Raw genomic sequence first — 16514 nt, forward strand, 5'->3', positions numbered from 1 at the left:
TTCCCTTACTCGATGACTTTCGGAACCAGATAAAGCCCGTCCTGGACGGCTGGTGCGATGGCTTGGTAAGTGTCGCGACGATTTCGTTCGGTAACGGCGTCATCACGCAGGCGCTGAGAGGCTTCCAGCGGGTGGGCCAGAGGTTCGATGCCGGTGGTATCGACCGCCTGCATCTGATCGACCAGCCCGAGAATACTGTTGAGGGCTTCGGTGGTACGTGGGATATCGGCGTCATTGAGGCCCAGTCGGGCCAGATGAGCGATCTTTTCCACGTCGGAGCGTTCAAGCGCCATGGGGGGATCTCCAGTGGAATACGAGCGAATTTGCTTTGTGACCAGATGCGGAACACTATCGTGTTTCTGCGGTCTCAAGCCGCTAACGTCGAGGGTCGTGTTTATAAAAGCGCCAATTTAACATATTGGCTCCTTGCCCAAAATCCCTGTCGTTGTTAGAGTTTGCCGCACTTTTTTACCCACGCGTTCCCTAGGGTCCCTTTCCCATGTTCAAGAAACTGCGTGGCATGTTTTCCAGTGATCTATCCATCGACCTGGGCACTGCCAACACCCTTATTTACGTGCGTGAGCGCGGTATCGTTCTGAATGAGCCCTCTGTCGTTGCCATTCGTACTCACGGCAACCAGAAGAGTGTCGTGGCCGTCGGTACAGAAGCCAAGCGCATGCTGGGCCGTACTCCAGGCAACATCGCGGCCATCCGCCCCATGAAGGACGGCGTCATCGCCGACTTCAGCGTCTGCGAGAAGATGCTTCAGTACTTCATCAACAAGGTCCACGAAAACAGCTTTCTGCAGCCCAGCCCTCGTGTGCTGATCTGCGTTCCGTGCAAATCCACTCAGGTTGAGCGCCGCGCCATTCGCGAGTCGGCCCTGGGTGCAGGTGCCCGTGAAGTATTCCTGATCGAAGAGCCCATGGCTGCTGCCATCGGTGCCGGTCTGCCAGTGGAAGAGGCGCGCGGTTCGATGGTTGTCGACATCGGTGGCGGTACCACTGAAATCGCGCTGATCTCCCTGAACGGTGTGGTTTATGCCGAATCGGTACGTGTAGGCGGTGACCGTTTCGATGAAGCGATCATCACTTATGTGCGTCGCAACTACGGCAGCCTGATCGGCGAATCCACTGCCGAGCGCATCAAGCAGGAAATCGGTACGGCCTATCCAGGTGGTGAAGTGCGTGAAGTCGACGTGCGCGGCCGTAACCTCGCTGAAGGCGTTCCGCGTGCCTTCACGCTGAACTCCAATGAAGTACTTGAAGCCTTGCAGGAATCGCTGGCGACCATCGTTCAGGCCGTGAAAAGCGCCCTGGAACAGTCGCCGCCGGAACTGGCTTCGGACATCGCCGAGCGCGGTCTGGTGCTGACCGGTGGTGGTGCGTTGCTGCGCGATCTGGACAAGCTGCTGGCTCAGGAAACCGGTCTGCCGGTCATTGTTGCCGAAGACCCGCTGACCTGTGTGGCACGTGGCGGTGGCCGTGCGCTGGAAATGATGGATAAGCACACCATGGATCTGCTCTCCAGCGAGTAATTCGCCGGGGTGCCGCTCATTGGCTTTTTTGTATACAGGTAGCACTTGTGCTACCTGTATGCGTGAGGCTGACTAACATGGTGCCTATTTCTTTCATCTGTCCAGGCCGGTTCCATACCGCATGAATAACAGCCAATTGAAGCTTGATCCGTCGATTGCATGCCCGGGAGGAGCGGCCTATTAAACCGCTTTTCGCAAAAGGCCCATCGCTGGGCGTACGTCTGTTGGTGCTGGCTGTGTTGTCTGTGGCGTTGATGGTGGTTGACGCTCGCTTCACGGTCCTCAAGCCCGTGCGCAGTCAGATGTCGCTGGTGTTGATGCAGTCCTACTGGATCGTCGATCTGCCACAGCGTCTCTATCAGGGTGTTGCCAGCCAGTTCGGCAGCCGCACCGAACTGATCGCCGAAAACGAAAAACTCAAGACCGAAGCCCTGCTCCTGCAAGGTCGCCTGCAAAAGCTGGCGGCGTTGACCGAGCAGAACGTGCGTCTGCGCGAGTTGCTGAATTCTTCTGCGCTGGTCAACGAGAAAGTCGAGGTCGCCGAGCTGATCGGCATGGACCCGAATCCGTTCACCCACCGCATCATCATCAACAAGGGGGAGCGTGACGGTGTCGTGCTGGGTCAACCGGTGCTCGATGCGCGTGGCCTGATGGGGCAGGTGGTCGAGCTGATGCCTTACACCTCGCGTGTCCTGCTGCTCACCGACACCACCCACAGCATTCCCGTTCAGGTCAATCGCAACGGTTTGCGCGCCATTGCCAGCGGCACCGGCAACCCGGAGCGTCTGGAGTTGCGACACGTTGCCGACACCGCAGACATCAAAGAAGGCGACCTGCTGGTCAGTTCGGGTCTGGGGCAGCGTTTCCCGGCCGGTTATCCGGTGGCGACGGTCAAGGAGGTCATTCATGACTCTGGTCAGCCGTTCGCGATCGTGCGTGCTGTGCCGACCGCTGCCTTGAATCGCAGTCGCAACCTGCTGCTGGTGTTCTCCGACAGCCGTACGCCGGAAGAGCGTGCCGCCGATGCCGCACAGGCTCAGGAGTCGTTCGACAAGGGCCTCGAGCCTGCTGCGATCCCGACCCTGCCGCCACCGACGCCGGCGTTTCCAATGTGGCCGCAACCCGTTGCTCCGGTATTCCCGGTCGGCACGACAGCGCACAAACCGGCAGCTCAAAGCACCGCACCGGCACCTGCCGCCACACCGGCAACGCCTGCTGCACGGCCTGCCTCGCGTCCTGCTGCTTCGCAGCCCCCGGCTTCTTCACCTTCCAGCACTCGGGAGCGTATCGATGGTTAGTCATGTTTCCGGACGCAATGGCTGGGTCGTCTGGCTGACCTTCGCCATCGGTCTGCTGTTGAGCATTTCACCGTTGCCGCAGTTCATGGAAATCTTTCGTCCGCTCTGGCTGGCCTTGCTGCTAACGTTCTGGGTGCTGGCGCTGCCTCATAAATACGGCATGGCCACCGCCTGGATTCTGGGTCTCATGGAAGACGTGCTGTATGGCACGCTGCTGGGCCAGAACGCGCTGATCCTGACCCTCATTACGTTCCTGGTCATGTCGTTGCAGCAGCGTTTGCGAATGTTCCCCATGTGGCAGCAATGCCTGGTGTTGCTGGTGGTCTTCGGTCTGGCGCAGCTTGCACAGCTGTGGCTCAGCGCCTTGACCGGCAACCGTCAGCCCACACTGGCGCTGGTTCTGCCGGCTCTGGTCAGTGCCTTGCTATGGCCTTGGGTCAGTTACGGCCTGCGTGGATTGCGCATACGTTTGAAAATCAATTAAGCGCAACGCGAGCGCGGCGCCTGAAGCGTACGCGTTCGCCGTCACCGACACGGAGATGTCCTTATGCCCTCGCTCTATCTGGCTTCTGGCTCACCGCGCCGCCGAGAATTGCTCACTCAGATCGGTGTTCCCTTCACGGTGCTGAGTGCGCAGATCGACGAAACCCCCCTCGATTCCGAATCTCCTGCCGCCTACGTTGAACGCCTCGCGCTGGGCAAGGCGCAGGCCGGGCTCGCGCTGCTGGCGCCCGATCAGCCGGTGTGCGTGATGGGAGCCGATACGGCGGTGGTGCTGGGCGGCCGGATTCTCGGCAAGCCGTTGGACGAAGCCGACGCGCTGGGCATGCTGGCGGCGTTGTCGGACACCGAACATGAAGTATTGACCGCCGTCGCGCTGGTCGATCATCAGCGCAGCGAAACCCGCATCGTCACCAGTCGCGTACGTTTTCGCCCCGTTCAGTCACACGAAGCCCAAGCCTACTGGGCCAGCGGCGAGCCGCAGGACAAGGCTGGCGGCTACGCCATTCAGGGCCTGGCGGCCATCTTCGTGGCCGATCTGCAAGGCAGCTATTCTGGAGTGGTTGGTCTGCCTCTGTGCGAAACCGCAGAATTGCTCGCTGGTTTCGGCATACCCTGTTGGCAATACCTGGAAGGTAACGAGCCATGAGTGAAGAGATTCTGATCAACATCACCCCGATGGAATCACGGGTGGCGGTAGTGGAGAACGGTGTGCTGCAGGAGGTCCACGTCGAGCGGACCCAACGCCGAGGCATCGTGGGCAATATCTACAAAGGCAAGGTCGTGCGCGTATTGCCCGGCATGCAGGCCGCGTTCATCGATATCGGCCTCGACCGCGCAGCGTTCATTCATGCTTCGGAAATATCCATGCGTGAAGGGCCTGCCGTCGAAAGCATCGCTTCGCTGGTGCACGACGGTCAAAGTCTGGTGGTGCAAGTCACCAAGGACCCGATCGGCAGCAAGGGCGCGCGGCTGACCACTCAGTTGTCGATCCCGTCCCGTTATCTGGTCTACATGCCGCGCACGGCGCATGTGGGCATTTCCCTGAAGATCGAAGACGAGGCCGAGCGCGAGCGTCTGAAAAAGGTCGTCAGCGATTGCGTAGCGCTGGAAGGCATCAAGGAAGCAGGCGGTTTCATTCTGCGTACCGCTGCAGAAGGCGCGGGTGCTGACGAAATCCTCATGGATATCCGTTACCTGCGCAGGCTGTGGGATCAGATCGGCGAGCAGATCAAGACGGTCAGTCCGCCTACGGTCATCTACGAAGACCTGGGGCTGGCCCTGCGTACCTTGCGCGATCTGGTCAGCCCGCGCATCGAGAAGATCCGTATCGACTCGCGGGAGACCTTCCAGAAAACCACGCAGTTCGTTGCCGAACTGATGCCGGAAATAGCCGACCGGCTTGAGCATTATCCCGGCGAGCGACCGATCTTCGACCTCTATGGCGTCGAAGACGAAATCCAGAAAGCGCTGGAGCGCAAGGTGCCGCTCAAGTCGGGCGGTTATCTGGTGGTCGACCCTGCGGAAGCGATGAGCACCATCGACGTCAATACGGGCGCGTTCGTCGGTCATCGCAATCTGGAAGAGACCATTTTCAAGACCAACCTGGAGGCGGCAACAGCCATCGCCAGGCAGCTACGCCTGCGTAATCTGGGCGGCATCATCATCATCGATTTCATCGACATGGAAGACGCCGAGCATCAGCGGCAGGTGCTGCGTACGCTGGAGAAACAGCTGGAGCGCGACCACGCCAAGACCAACATCATTGGCATCACCGAGTTGGGGCTGGTACAGATGACGCGCAAGCGCACCCGCGAAAGCCTGGAGCAAGTGCTGTGCGAGCCATGCCACTGCTGTCAGGGTCGCGGCAAGCTGAAAACGCCTGAAACCGTGTGCTACGAGATATTCCGTGAGATTCTGCGCGAAGCCCGCGCCTATCAGGCGGTAGGTTATCGAGTGCTGGCCAACCAGCGTGTGGTCGACCGTCTGCTTGATGAAGAATCCGGCAATGTGGCGGAACTCGAGAGTTTTATCGGTCGCACCATCCGTTTTCAGGTAGAAACCATGTACTCGCAGGAACAATACGACGTCGTATTGCTCTGAGATTGTCACCGTTCGACCGTTTGCAACAAGCGCCCGGCGGGGTTCTGGCAGGTCTACCCTTATATCGAGAATGATGCGTGGCGAATGAGCAAAACCTGTACCTGATCCTGCCAGGCTGTTTGAGTCGGGTTCTTGCCGTGCATAGTCATGGTCCGTGTGTGCTGCGGAGGACATGCTGATATGCAGCGTCTTCCACGTGTCGTTGCCGGCATCACCCGCTGGAGCCTGGGCCTCTGCGCGCTGTTGCTGGTGCTGGCCGCGCTTTATGTGAGCCTGGGCCGCCAGTTGACCCCGATGGTTGCGGAATACCGTGTCGATGTCGAAACCCGCGTCAGCGCGGCGTTGGACATGCCTGTCAGCATTGGCAGCCTGGAGGGCAACTGGAGCGGTTTTGCGCCAGTGGTGCAGGCTCACGACGTCATGGTCGGTGAAGGCAGCAGTGCGTTGCGTCTGGACAGCGTCAGGGTGATCCCCGACCTGTGGGAGAGCCTGCTGGCGCGCGATGTGCGGCTTGCCCACCTTGAAGTCGATGGCTTGCAGGTCATCATTCGGCAGGCTCAGGACGGCAAGTGGTCGGTGCAGGGTTTGCCGGTCAAGGATGACAGCCCGGTCGATCCGCAGCAGATCCTCACGCAATTGCAGAGGGTCTCGCGCCTGTCGTTGCTCAACAGTCAGGTCACCCTTCACCCGCTTGATGAATCTCCGCTGACCCTGACGTACGTCAATCTGAGTCTGGCCACAGGCAGTTACCACCAGCGCCTGGACGCGCGCCTGACGCTGCCTGATGGTCAGCCGCTGGCGTTGAACCTGAATACGCGTATCGAGGCCAGTCGCTGGAAAGAAGGCGAAGCCGATCTCTATGCGAGCCTGCCCCAGAGCGATTGGGCCAAGTGGCTGCCCAAGAGCCTGACCCGGGAATGGACCGTTTCCACGTTGAAAGCGGGTGGCGAGTTCTGGCTGAGCTGGAGCCGGGGCGGCGTGAAGAGCGCGGTCGCCCGGCTGCATGCGCCACAACTCAAGGGGGTGTATGCAGGACGCAAGCCGTCGACCATCGATGATCTTGCTCTGAATGCCTGGTTCGAGCGCACCGACAAGGGCATGGACCTGAAACTGGATTCGCTGGCCATGAGCCTTGGCAGCAATCGCTGGGAAAGCCGTCTGCAGGCCACGCAGACAGCCGCAACGCCCGACAATGAAGAGCTGTGGCACGTGCAGGCCGACCGTCTGGACCTGACGCCATTGACCCCGCTGATCGACTCGCTGGCACCCCTGCCGGACAAGGTGATGGCCGTTGTCGACGGTTTGAAGGTGAAGGGCGGGTTGCGTAACGTTCTACTCGATTACCGCCCCCAGGCCGAAGGCGACAAGCGTCTGGGCTTTGCCGCCAACCTCGACAAAGTGAGCTTCAATGCCTATCACGACGCACCTGCTGCGGCGAACGTCAGTGGCGCGATCAGCGGCGACCTGGGGCAAGGCGAACTGCGTCTGGATACCAGCGATTTCATGCTGCACCTGGACCCGATCTTCGCCAAACCCTGGCGCTATCAGAAAGCCAACGCGCGTCTGACCTGGAAGCTGGACGATCAGGCATTCACCCTGATCGCCCCGTACATCAAGGTGCAGGGCGATGAAGGCAGGATCGCGGCGGACTTTCTCATCCGTATCCACCTCAAGCACGACCAGGAAGATTACATGGACCTGCGGGTCGGCATGGTCGACGGGGATGGCCGCTACACCAGCAAGTACCTGCCTGCAGTCCTGAGCCCGGAACTGGACCACTGGCTGCGCACGGCGATTGTCAGCGGCGCGGTCAATCAGGGCTTCTTCCAGTATCAGGGTTCGTTGAACAAAAGCTCTCCGGATACAGCGCGAGTCATCAGCCTGTTTTTCGACGTGAGCAACGCAACGCTTGCCTTTCAGCCTGGCTGGCCTTCGCTGACCGGTGTCGATGGCAAGGTGTATGTCGAGAACAGCGGCGTGCGGGTCAAGGCCAGCAAAGGGCAGATTCTGAATACAAAGGTCAGCAACGTGCTGGTCAATATTCCTCATGTCGAGTCCGGCAAGGACAGCCATCTGCTGGTGGATGGCAACGTGTCCGGCACCGTGGCCGATGGCCTGAAGATTCTTCAGGAAGCGCCGATCGGCACCGGCAGCACCTTTGCCGGTTGGCAGGGCGAGGGGCCGCTGGAGGGCAAGCTTAAACTGGATATTCCGCTGGCCAAAGGTGTGGAGCCAAAGGTCGTGGTGGACTTCAGCACCCGTGATGCGCGTCTGAAACTGGTCGATCCGGTGCTGGAGCTGACAAAGCTCAAAGGCGACTTCCGGTTCGACAACGACAAGGGCCTCAGCGGCAAAGACATTCGCGCCCAGGCATTCGACCGGCCTGTCACGGCGCAGATTGCTGCCGAAGGCAAGCCGGGAGCCAATGTGACCCGCATCGTGGCCAACGGGCAGATCACGATCAAGAAGCTGACCGATTGGCTGGATGTCAAACAGGCATTGCCTGTCTCTGGCGACCTTCCGTTCCAACTGCAACTGACGCTGGACGGCAAGGACAGTCCGCTGTTGATCACGTCCGCTCTGAAAGGTGTTGCGATCGATCTGCCAGCCCCGTTCGGCAAGACTGCCGAGCAGGAGCGCGACAGTGAGTTCCGCATGACCCTGCAGGGCGCGGAACGCCGCTTTGGCGCTGCTTACAGTGAAATCGCCAACCTCGCATTCACTGCACCGGCGGGAAAATTTGCCGACGGACGTGGTGAACTGTTTCTGGGGCAGGGTGGTGCAATCGTGCCGGACGCCAAAGGGTTACGGGTCAGCGGCAGCCTGAACGAGCTGGACGTGGCGCCCTGGCAGGCGATTGCCGATCGTTATTCCGGCGGCGATCCGGGCGGTAACGCTCGACAGTTGCTCAGCAGCGTGGATCTGCAGATCGGCAAGCTCACAGCCATGGGGACCACGCTGGACGATGTGCGCGTTCAACTGCAACGCAGTGCCGCTGCATGGCTGCTGTCGCTGGACAGTTCGCTGGTCAAGGGCAGCGCCTCATTACCTGACGCCAAGTCCGCACCGATCGGCATCAACCTGCTTTACGTGAAGCTGCCCGCGACCGACCCGAAAGCCGTCGTGGTCGAGAATGCGCCAGATCCGCTGGCGGACATAGATCCCAGCAAGATTCCTGCGCTGGACGTAAAGATTTCCCAACTGTTCCAGGGTGATCAACTGTTGGGTGCATGGGCCCTGAAAATTCGGCCTACCGCAACCGGCATTCGCATGACCGATATGAGCCTGGGGCTCAAAGGCATCCTGCTGGAAGGCGAGGGTGTCTGGGAGGGCGCTCCCGGATCAAGCAGCAGCTGGTTCAAAGGGCGGCTGGGAGGCAAGAATCTCGCCGATGTGCTGAAAGCATGGAATTTTGCGCCTACCGTCACCAGTGAGACGTTCGAGATGAATTTCGACGGTCGCTGGCCCGGCTCTCCGGCGTGGGTGGGACTCAAGCGCTACTCCGGCAGCCTCGATGCGACCTTGCGCAACGGTCAGTTCGTCGAGGTCGAAGGCGGCGCGCAGGCTCTGCGGGTGTTCGGATTGTTGAACTTCAACTCCATCGGCCGCCGTCTGCGTCTGGATTTCTCTGACCTGCTGGGCAAAGGGCTCAGCTACGACCGGGTCAAGGGGCTGCTGGTGGCGAGTGAGGGTGTGTATGTCACCCGCAACCCGATCACGTTGACGGGGCCGTCCAGTAACCTCGAACTCAACGGTACGCTGGACATGGTCAAGGACCGGGTCGATGCCAAGTTGCTGGTGACACTGCCGGTCACCAACAACCTGCCGATTGCTGCGCTGATCGTTGGCGCCCCAGCCATCGGAGGTGCGCTGTTTCTGGTGGACAAGCTGCTGGGTGACAAGGTGGCTCGGTTCGCCAGCGTGCAATACAAAGTCGAGGGTCCGTGGAAAGAGCCGAAGATTACCTTCGACAAGCCTTTTGAAAAGCCTCAATAGCGCGTCATGGAGTACAGTGGTGCCCATGCCATTCAAAAAAGGGTCGCCATGTCTTTTGCAGTGATTCAGATGGTCAGCCAGAGCGACGTCGCGGGTAACCTGACCCGTGCACGCGCCTTGTTGGAACAGGCCGCCGAGGGCGGCGCCCGGCTTGCGGTGCTGCCCGAGAACTTTGCCGCCATGGGCCGTCGGGACGCTGCCGACATCGGTCGCGCCGAAGCCGCAGGTCAGGGATTGATCCTTCCGTGGTTGAAACAGGCCGCGCGCGACCTCAAGTTATGGATAGTTGCCGGAACGATTCCCCTCCCGCCCGATGATCAGCCCCATGGCAAGGTCACGGCCTGCTCGTTGCTGATCGATGAGCATGGCCAGCAGGTTGCGCGTTACGACAAGCTTCACCTGTTCGATGTGGACGTCGCAGACAATCGAGGTCGCTACCGTGAATCGGATGACTATGATCATGGAAACAACGTGGTGGTGGCCGACACTCCGGTGGGACGGCTCGGACTGAGCGTCTGTTATGACCTGCGCTTTCCGGAGCTTTACACCGCACTGCGTGAAGCCGGCGCTGAGCTGATCACTGCGCCATCAGCCTTCACGGCGGTGACGGGTGCCGCGCACTGGGACATTCTGATCCGGGCGCGTGCCATTGAAACCCAGTGCTATCTGCTGGCAGCTGCACAAGGCGGGGTGCATCCAGGGCCCCGGGAAACATACGGAAACGCGGCCATCATCGATCCATGGGGGCGGGTCCTGGCTCAGCAGACGCAGGGTGAAGCCGTGCTGCTGGCCACGCGTGACAGTGAAGAACAGGCGTCCATACGGGCGCGGATGCCGGTGTCCAGTCACCGGCGCTTTTTTTCGCAGGACGCTTTGCGGCCTGCTTCGGAGTGAATATGAGTGACGTGTCCTCAGTCAGTGAACACCTTCTGGCCCCCGGCGGCCTGAGTCTGGACAGCCTGCAATCGGTGCTGGGCGAGCTGGCCGGACCGGGTATCGATGCCGCTGATCTGTATTTTCAGGGGATGATCTCCGAGTCCTGGGCGCTCGAAGACGGCATCGTCAAGGAAGGCAGCTTCAACCTCGATCAGGGTGTGGGCGTGCGTGCCCAGTCCGGTGAGAAAACCGGTTTTGCCTACAGCAATGCAATCACCGAGGAGGCGTTGCTCACCGCCGCGCGCGCGGCACGCTCTATCTCTCGTGCCGGTCAGAACGGCAGCGTGCAGGCCTTCACGTCGCAGGACGTGGCTCAGCTTTATGCGCCAGATAACCCGCTTGAAGTACTGACTCGCGCCGAGAAGGTCGAGTTGCTCAAGCGTATCGATGTAGCGACCCGCGCGCTGGACCCACGCATTCAGCAGGTTTCGGTCAACATGGCCGGCGTGTGGGAGCGGATTCTGGTGGCTGCGGCTGACGGCAGCCTGGCCGCCGATGTACGACCGTTGGTGCGTTTCAACGTCAGCGTCATCGTCGAACAGAACGGTCGTCGCGAGCGCGGCGGCCATGGTGGTGGCGGTCGTACCGACTACCGTTATTTCCTGACCGATGACCGCGCCATGGGGTATGCCCGCGAAGCGTTGCGTCAGGCGCTGGTCAATCTTGAAGCCATTCCTGCACCTGCAGGCACTTTGCCGGTCGTGCTGGGTTCCGGCTGGTCGGGCGTTCTGCTGCATGAAGCCGTGGGACATGGCCTGGAAGGTGACTTCAATCGTAAAGGCAGTTCGGCCTACAGTGGCCGGATGGGCGAGATGGTGGCGTCCAAACTGTGCACGATCGTCGATGACGGCACGCTGGCTGGCCGTCGCGGCTCGTTGAGTGTCGATGACGAGGGCACTCCGACCGAATGCACGACCCTGATCGAAAACGGCGTGCTCAAGGGCTATATGCAGGACAAGTTGAACGCCCGCCTGATGGGTGTGGCGCGGACCGGCAACGGTCGTCGCGAATCCTATGCGCATCTTCCGATGCCACGCATGACCAACACTTACATGCTGGGCGGTCAGAGCGATCCCCAGGAAATCATTGCGTCGGTCAAGCGCGGCATCTACTGCGCGAATCTGGGCGGCGGTCAGGTGGACATCACCAGCGGCAAGTTCGTGTTCTCGACCAGTGAGGCCTATCTGATCGAAGACGGCAAGATCACCGCGCCTGTCAAAGGTGCGACTTTGATCGGCAATGGGCCGGAAGCCATGAGCAGGGTTTCGATGGTGGGTAACGACCTGTCGCTGGACAGCGGTGTCGGGACCTGCGGCAAGGACGGGCAATCGGTGCCGGTTGGCGTGGGTCAGCCTACGCTGAAAATCGATGCGATCACGGTTGGCGGTACGGGTAACTGAACATGAGCCGGGACTGGCCGATGCTGGCCAGCCCCGAGGTCGAGATCAACGCAGACCGCGTTGAATTTCGTCCAGCTCACGAATGTATTTGAAGATCTTGCGGCTGGTAGCCGGCGGTTTGTTGCGTGCAACTTCGTGTTGAGCCTGACGGATCAAGGAACGCAGTTGCTGGCGGTCGGCATCCGGGTATTCGACCACGAATTTTTCGAGGTCGCTGTCATCGCCCGCGATCAGGCGATCTCGCCAGCGCTCCAGGCCGTGAAAACGTTCGTTGTACTGGCGAGTGGAGGCATCGAGTTGGTCCAGCAAAACCAGAATGGCTTCCTGATCCTGATCGCGCATCAGCTTGCCGATGAACAGGATGTGCCGCTTTCGCGCAATGTTGGCCGTGTGCTTGGGCGCTTCGGCCAAAGCCTTGCGCAAGGCATCGGTCAACGGCAGCTTGGCCAGCACATCGGCTTTGAGTGTCGTCAGTCGCTCGCCGAGATCAACCAGAGCGTGCAGCTCTCGTTTGACCTGGGTTTTGCTTTTCTCCCCGTCGAGGGAGTCGTCGTAAGAATCAACCATGGGGGCAGTCCGCAAAGAAACGCCGCCATGATAACCAGTCGAGGGCCGCTTGTCCGGCCCGGTCGGTATTCGGCCTGTGCCGAAAGCAGAATTTGATGGAGAAAATCATGAGTGCAACCCAAAGCGTCGGCCCACAGGCCTTGCCTGAACTGCAGGAGCAGGTCGAACAGATCATTGCCGAAGCCAGACGTCAGGGCGCCAGCGCCTGTGAAGTCGCGGTGTCGCTGGAGCAGGGACTGTCGACCTCGGTGCGTCAGCGCGAAGTTGAAACGGTCGAGTTCAACCGCGATCAGGGGTTCGGCATCACCTTGTACGTCGGTCAGCGCAAAGGTTCGGCCAGTACCTCGGCCACCGGCGCTGACGCGATTCGCGAAACGGTCGCTGCAGCCTTGGCGATTGCCGAGCATACGTCGGAAGATGAAAGCTCGGGTCTTGCTGACGCTGCGTTGATGGCCAGAGACATTCAGGATTTCGATCTTTACCACGCCTGGGATATAACGCCCGAGCAATCCATCGAGAAAGCGCTGCTCTGTGAGGCGGCCGCCTTTGACGCTGACCCTCGCATCAAGAATGCCGACGGCACCACGCTCAATACCCACCAGGGTTGCCGCGTCTACGGCAACAGCAACGGCTTCATCGGCGGCTACGCGTCGACCCGGCACAGCCTCAGTTGCGTGATGATTGCCGAAGGCGAAGGCCAGATGCAGCGCGATTACTGGTACGACGTGAACCGTCAGGGCCAATTGCTCGCGGACGCCGAGAGCATCGGTCGCAAGGCTGCGCAGCGGGCCGCTAGCCGTCTGGGCGCACGCCCCGTGCCGACCTGTGAAGTGCCGGTGCTGTTCTCAGCAGAACTGGCTGGCGGTCTGTTTGGCAGCCTGCTGGGCGCGATTTCCGGCGGCACGCTGTATCGCAAATCCTCATTCCTGCAGGACTCGTTAGGCCAGCGACTGTTCCCGGAGTGGATGACCATTGACGAGCGTCCCCACCTGATGCGCGCCATGGGCAGTTCGGCGTTCGACAGCGATGGCCTGGCGACCTACGCCAAGCCATTCGTGGAGAACGGCGATCTGGTCTCCTACATCCTCAGTACGTACTCGGGACGCAAGCTGGGCCTTCCGAGCACCGCCAACGCAGGCGGCGTGCACAATCTGTTCGTGACCCATGGCACGGAAGATCAGGACGCGCTGATTCGGCGCATGGGCCGTGGCCTGCTGGTGACCGAGTTGATGGGCAGCGGCCTGAACATGGTGACAGGCGATTACTCGCGCGGCGCTGCGGGCTTCTGGGTCGAGAACGGCGAGATTCAATTCCCCGTCCAAGAGGTGACCATTGCCGGCAATATGCGTGACATGTTCAAGCAGATCGTCGCCGTTGGCAGCGATGTCGAGTTGCGCAGCAACATCCGCACCGGCTCGGTGCTGATCGAGCGCATGACGGTTGCGGGGAGCTGATCCGATCATTTAACGTGCCGAGGCTCCATGCCCATCGCTCCACGTGGGCATGCATTGCGTGACGCTCCGCGTCACAACTGCCATGGATGGCGCACTCAGCCAGTCCAGCGCATCGCGCACATCACCTTTTCGTCCCTCGGCGACTCACGTTGACAGAACAAGGTCAGCAAACGTCCTCGCTCCGGTTCCAGCCCCGGCTTCGCTGGGGTTCCTTCGTCCTGGCACTGATTCATCCGTCGCCCAGTCGCAATCGGTGGTGTTCGCACTATCGCGCCAAAAGCGTTGCTGTCTTACCTGAGCGCCAAATGACTTGTGTATCGCGATAAGGGCTTGGTCACGTCCCCTCAGATCAGCGTTTGATAGGGATATCCCTCCCCCTCTGGTCAATCCGATTCAACTCTTCTCTTGTTTTGATTCTCGATCTCATTCAATAATGAATCTCATTTCACGATGGGTCGCGGTCATGGGATCTGTTCTGCACGAGTTGCCTTATCTGGAAAACTGGCGCGGTCTGAGTCTACGGATTCGCTGCGCCCTTGAGCCTGACGAGCCGCGTCTGATCGAGCATTACCTGGCCGAAGGGCGGTATCTGGCGCGTTTCACCGCCACGCCTCACGCGCTGATCGCAGAAACCTCCTTCCGTCTGCTGATGGACACTGCCCGCGACACGATGCTGCCCTGGCACTGGCGCTGCCTGTGTCTGGACCAGGCCTGGCGCCCGCTGCGCGATGTCGAGGCGCTTGCCTCCACGCCTGCCCGTCGTCAGCGCTGGGAAGCCTGTGTTCATCAACTGGCGTCCTGCGTGCTGCAACCCTCAATTTCTCCCTCTGAACTGGTGCAAGGACATTGCGATGAGTAATACCCGTATCGAACGCGACAGCATGGGCCCTTTGCAGGTGCCGGCCGACGCCCTGTATGGCGCACAGACTCAGCGTGCGGTGGATAACTTTCCGATCAGCCATCAGCGCATGCCCCGGCAATTCGTTCGTGCACTGCTGCTGGCCAAGGCAGCAGCGGCTCACGCGAATCTTGAACTGGAGCAGATCAGCGAAGGGCAGAGCAGGGCGATTGTCGGCGCGGTCGAGCAATTGTTGAGTGGCGACTTCATGACCCATTTCCCGGTGGACATCTTTCAGACCGGATCCGGCACCAGCACCAACATGAATGCCAACGAGGTGATCGCCACGCTTGCCTCCCGCATTCTGGGCGAGCCGGTCAATCCCAACGATCACGTCAATTGCGGACAAAGCAGCAACGACATCATTCCGACCACGATTCATGTCAGCGCTGCGCTGGCGCTGCATGAGCAGTTGCTACCCGCCCTGAATCACCTGGTCCAGGTTACCGAGCACAAGGCTGTGCAGGTTCACGCCTTCGTCAAGACTGGCCGCACGCACCTGATGGATGCCATGCCGGTGCGCATGAGTCAGGTGCTCAACGGCTGGTCGCAGCAGATTCGGGCCAACATCGAACATCTCGAAGGCCTGCAACCCAGCCTGCAGTCCCTGGCGCAGGGCGGTACGGCAGTCGGCACCGGGATCAACGCGCATCCCGAGTTCGCTGCCCGATTCAGCGCGCACCTCGGCACACTGAGTGGCGTCACGTTTACGCAGGGCAAGGACTTGTTCGCGCTGATCGGCTCGCAGGACACCGCCGTTGCTGTCTCGGGTCAGCTCAAGGCAACCGCCGTTTCGCTCATGAAGATCGCCAACGATTTGCGCTGGATGAATTCCGGTCCTTTGGCCGGTCTCGGTGAAATCGAGCTGGAGGCGCTGCAACCGGGTTCTTCGATCATGCCGGGCAAGGTCAATCCCGTGATTCCGGAAGCCACCGCCATGGTGGCCGCGCAGGTCATCGGCAACGACGCCACCATCACCGTGGCAGGTCAGTCCGGCAACTTCGAGCTGAATGTGATGCTGCCGATCATCGCCCAGAACCTGCTCAGCAGCCTTGAGTTGCTTGCCAACTCCAGTCGGCTGCTGGCTGACAAGGCGATCGCCAGCTTCAAGGTCAACGAGGCCAAACTCAAGGAGGCGCTGTCGCGCAATCCGATTCTGGTCACGGCGCTCAACCCGATCATTGGCTACCAGAAAGCAGCCGAAATCGCCAAGAAAGCCTATCAGGAAGGCCGCCCGGTGATTGACGTCGCGCTGGAGCACACCGATCTGCAGCGCAGTCAGCTGGAAGTGTTGCTCAACCCCGAGAAACTCACCGCCGGCGGCATTTGATTCGGTCCGGCCAACGCATCTGGAGGTATGTCATGCAGCATTGGAAACGCACCATTGAACAGGCCAATCGCTGTTTCAGTCTCGGCGAATGGGTCGAGGCCCGTGAGCTGTACCTCCAGGCGCTGGCGCTGGCACAGGTTCTGTTCGAGCGCTGGCCGGATGCCGACGAAGCCGTCGCGGCCTGTGTAATTTCCCATCACAACCTCGCCGACCTGCATTTGAGTCTGGGGCAGCCGGAGGAGAGTGCCGAATACCTGTGCGCCATTCACCAGCATTTGCTGCAGACCATGCAGGACCAGCGTCTGCAGCCCGCATTGCGCCATGCTGCATTGCGGCACAGCAGCAAAACCTACGTCGAGCTGTTGGGCTTCATCAGTGAACACGGCGAATACCCGCGCACGCATCGACTCCTGAACAGCAGCAGCGAACACACACGCTATTCATTGCAGCGCGATTCTGCGGCCAACCCTGGCCTTTTCTACGGAGCACATTGA

General features: G+C 60.4%; 14 protein-coding genes. 12 read left to right on the plus strand and 2 right to left on the minus strand.

Annotated elements, in window-relative coordinates:
* Window positions 1-5: 5 nt before the first annotated feature.
* A complete protein-coding gene (gene gatC / locus KDX39_RS20915; RefSeq protein ID WP_004881569.1) occupies window positions 6-293 on the minus strand; it encodes an Asp-tRNA(Asn)/Glu-tRNA(Gln) amidotransferase subunit GatC in 288 nt (95 codons plus the stop codon).
* Window positions 294-499: 206 nt separating this feature from the next.
* On the opposite strand from gatC, the gene mreB reads away from it, so the two are divergent.
* From mreB to tldD, 8 genes are all read left to right on the plus strand, one after another.
* A complete protein-coding gene (mreB, locus tag KDX39_RS20920) occupies window positions 500-1537 on the plus strand; it encodes a rod shape-determining protein MreB (protein ID WP_002555108.1) in 1038 nt (345 codons plus the stop codon).
* Between the two features lie 179 nt (window positions 1538-1716).
* Entirely contained in the window at window positions 1717-2835 is a 1119-nt protein-coding gene (gene mreC, locus KDX39_RS20925; RefSeq protein ID WP_210075186.1) for a rod shape-determining protein MreC, read from the plus strand.
* Window positions 2828-3319 carry a rod shape-determining protein MreD gene (gene mreD / locus KDX39_RS20930; protein WP_004881567.1) on the plus strand — a complete coding sequence of 164 codons (492 nt, stop codon included), beginning with the start codon at window positions 2828-2830 and terminating at the stop codon, window positions 3317-3319. Before mreC ends, mreD begins: the two co-directional genes overlap by 8 nt.
* Before the next feature lie 63 nt (window positions 3320-3382).
* Window positions 3383-3985 (plus strand): Maf family protein, encoded by a 603-nt coding sequence (locus tag KDX39_RS20935; protein WP_231661674.1) that lies wholly within the window; start codon window positions 3383-3385, stop codon window positions 3983-3985.
* Window positions 3982-5439 (plus strand): ribonuclease G, encoded by a 1458-nt coding sequence (rng, locus tag KDX39_RS20940; RefSeq protein WP_004881565.1) that lies wholly within the window; start codon window positions 3982-3984, stop codon window positions 5437-5439. Before KDX39_RS20935 ends, rng begins: the two co-directional genes overlap by 4 nt.
* A 180-nt stretch (window positions 5440-5619) precedes the next feature.
* The gene (locus KDX39_RS20945; protein ID WP_231661675.1) at window positions 5620-9435 is read left to right on the plus strand and encodes a YhdP family protein; all 3816 of its coding nucleotides are present in this window, start codon (window positions 5620-5622) and stop codon (window positions 9433-9435) included.
* A gap of 48 nt (window positions 9436-9483) precedes the next feature.
* The gene (locus KDX39_RS20950; protein WP_231661676.1) at window positions 9484-10329 is read left to right on the plus strand and encodes a carbon-nitrogen hydrolase family protein; all 846 of its coding nucleotides are present in this window, start codon (window positions 9484-9486) and stop codon (window positions 10327-10329) included.
* A 2-nt stretch (window positions 10330-10331) separates the two neighbouring features.
* A complete protein-coding gene (gene tldD, locus KDX39_RS20955; RefSeq protein WP_231661677.1) occupies window positions 10332-11771 on the plus strand; it encodes a metalloprotease TldD in 1440 nt (479 codons plus the stop codon).
* A 45-nt stretch (window positions 11772-11816) separates the two neighbouring features.
* Here the strand turns inward: tldD and yjgA are convergent, their stop codons facing one another.
* Window positions 11817-12338 carry a ribosome biogenesis factor YjgA gene (gene yjgA, locus KDX39_RS20960; RefSeq protein ID WP_024687484.1) on the minus strand — a complete coding sequence of 174 codons (522 nt, stop codon included), beginning with the start codon at window positions 12336-12338 and terminating at the stop codon, window positions 11817-11819.
* Between the two features lie 107 nt (window positions 12339-12445).
* On the opposite strand from yjgA, the gene pmbA reads away from it, so the two are divergent.
* From pmbA to KDX39_RS20980, 4 genes are all read left to right on the plus strand, one after another.
* Window positions 12446-13792, plus strand: a complete 1347-nt coding sequence (pmbA, locus tag KDX39_RS20965) for a metalloprotease PmbA (protein WP_231661678.1) — start codon at window positions 12446-12448, stop codon at window positions 13790-13792.
* Between the two features lie 463 nt (window positions 13793-14255).
* Window positions 14256-14651: a hypothetical protein gene (locus KDX39_RS20970; protein ID WP_025995378.1), complete on the plus strand. Its 396-nt coding sequence runs from the start codon at window positions 14256-14258 to the stop codon at window positions 14649-14651.
* A complete protein-coding gene (locus KDX39_RS20975; RefSeq protein ID WP_231661679.1) occupies window positions 14644-16020 on the plus strand; it encodes a class II fumarate hydratase in 1377 nt (458 codons plus the stop codon). Before KDX39_RS20970 ends, KDX39_RS20975 begins: the two co-directional genes overlap by 8 nt.
* A gap of 32 nt (window positions 16021-16052) precedes the next feature.
* Window positions 16053-16514 carry a DUF2753 domain-containing protein gene (locus tag KDX39_RS20980; RefSeq protein ID WP_231661680.1) on the plus strand — a complete coding sequence of 154 codons (462 nt, stop codon included), beginning with the start codon at window positions 16053-16055 and terminating at the stop codon, window positions 16512-16514.

The sequence above is a fragment of the Pseudomonas sp. CDFA 610 genome (assembly GCF_021147865.1).
Classification (GTDB): domain Bacteria; phylum Pseudomonadota; class Gammaproteobacteria; order Pseudomonadales; family Pseudomonadaceae; genus Aquipseudomonas; species Aquipseudomonas alliivorans.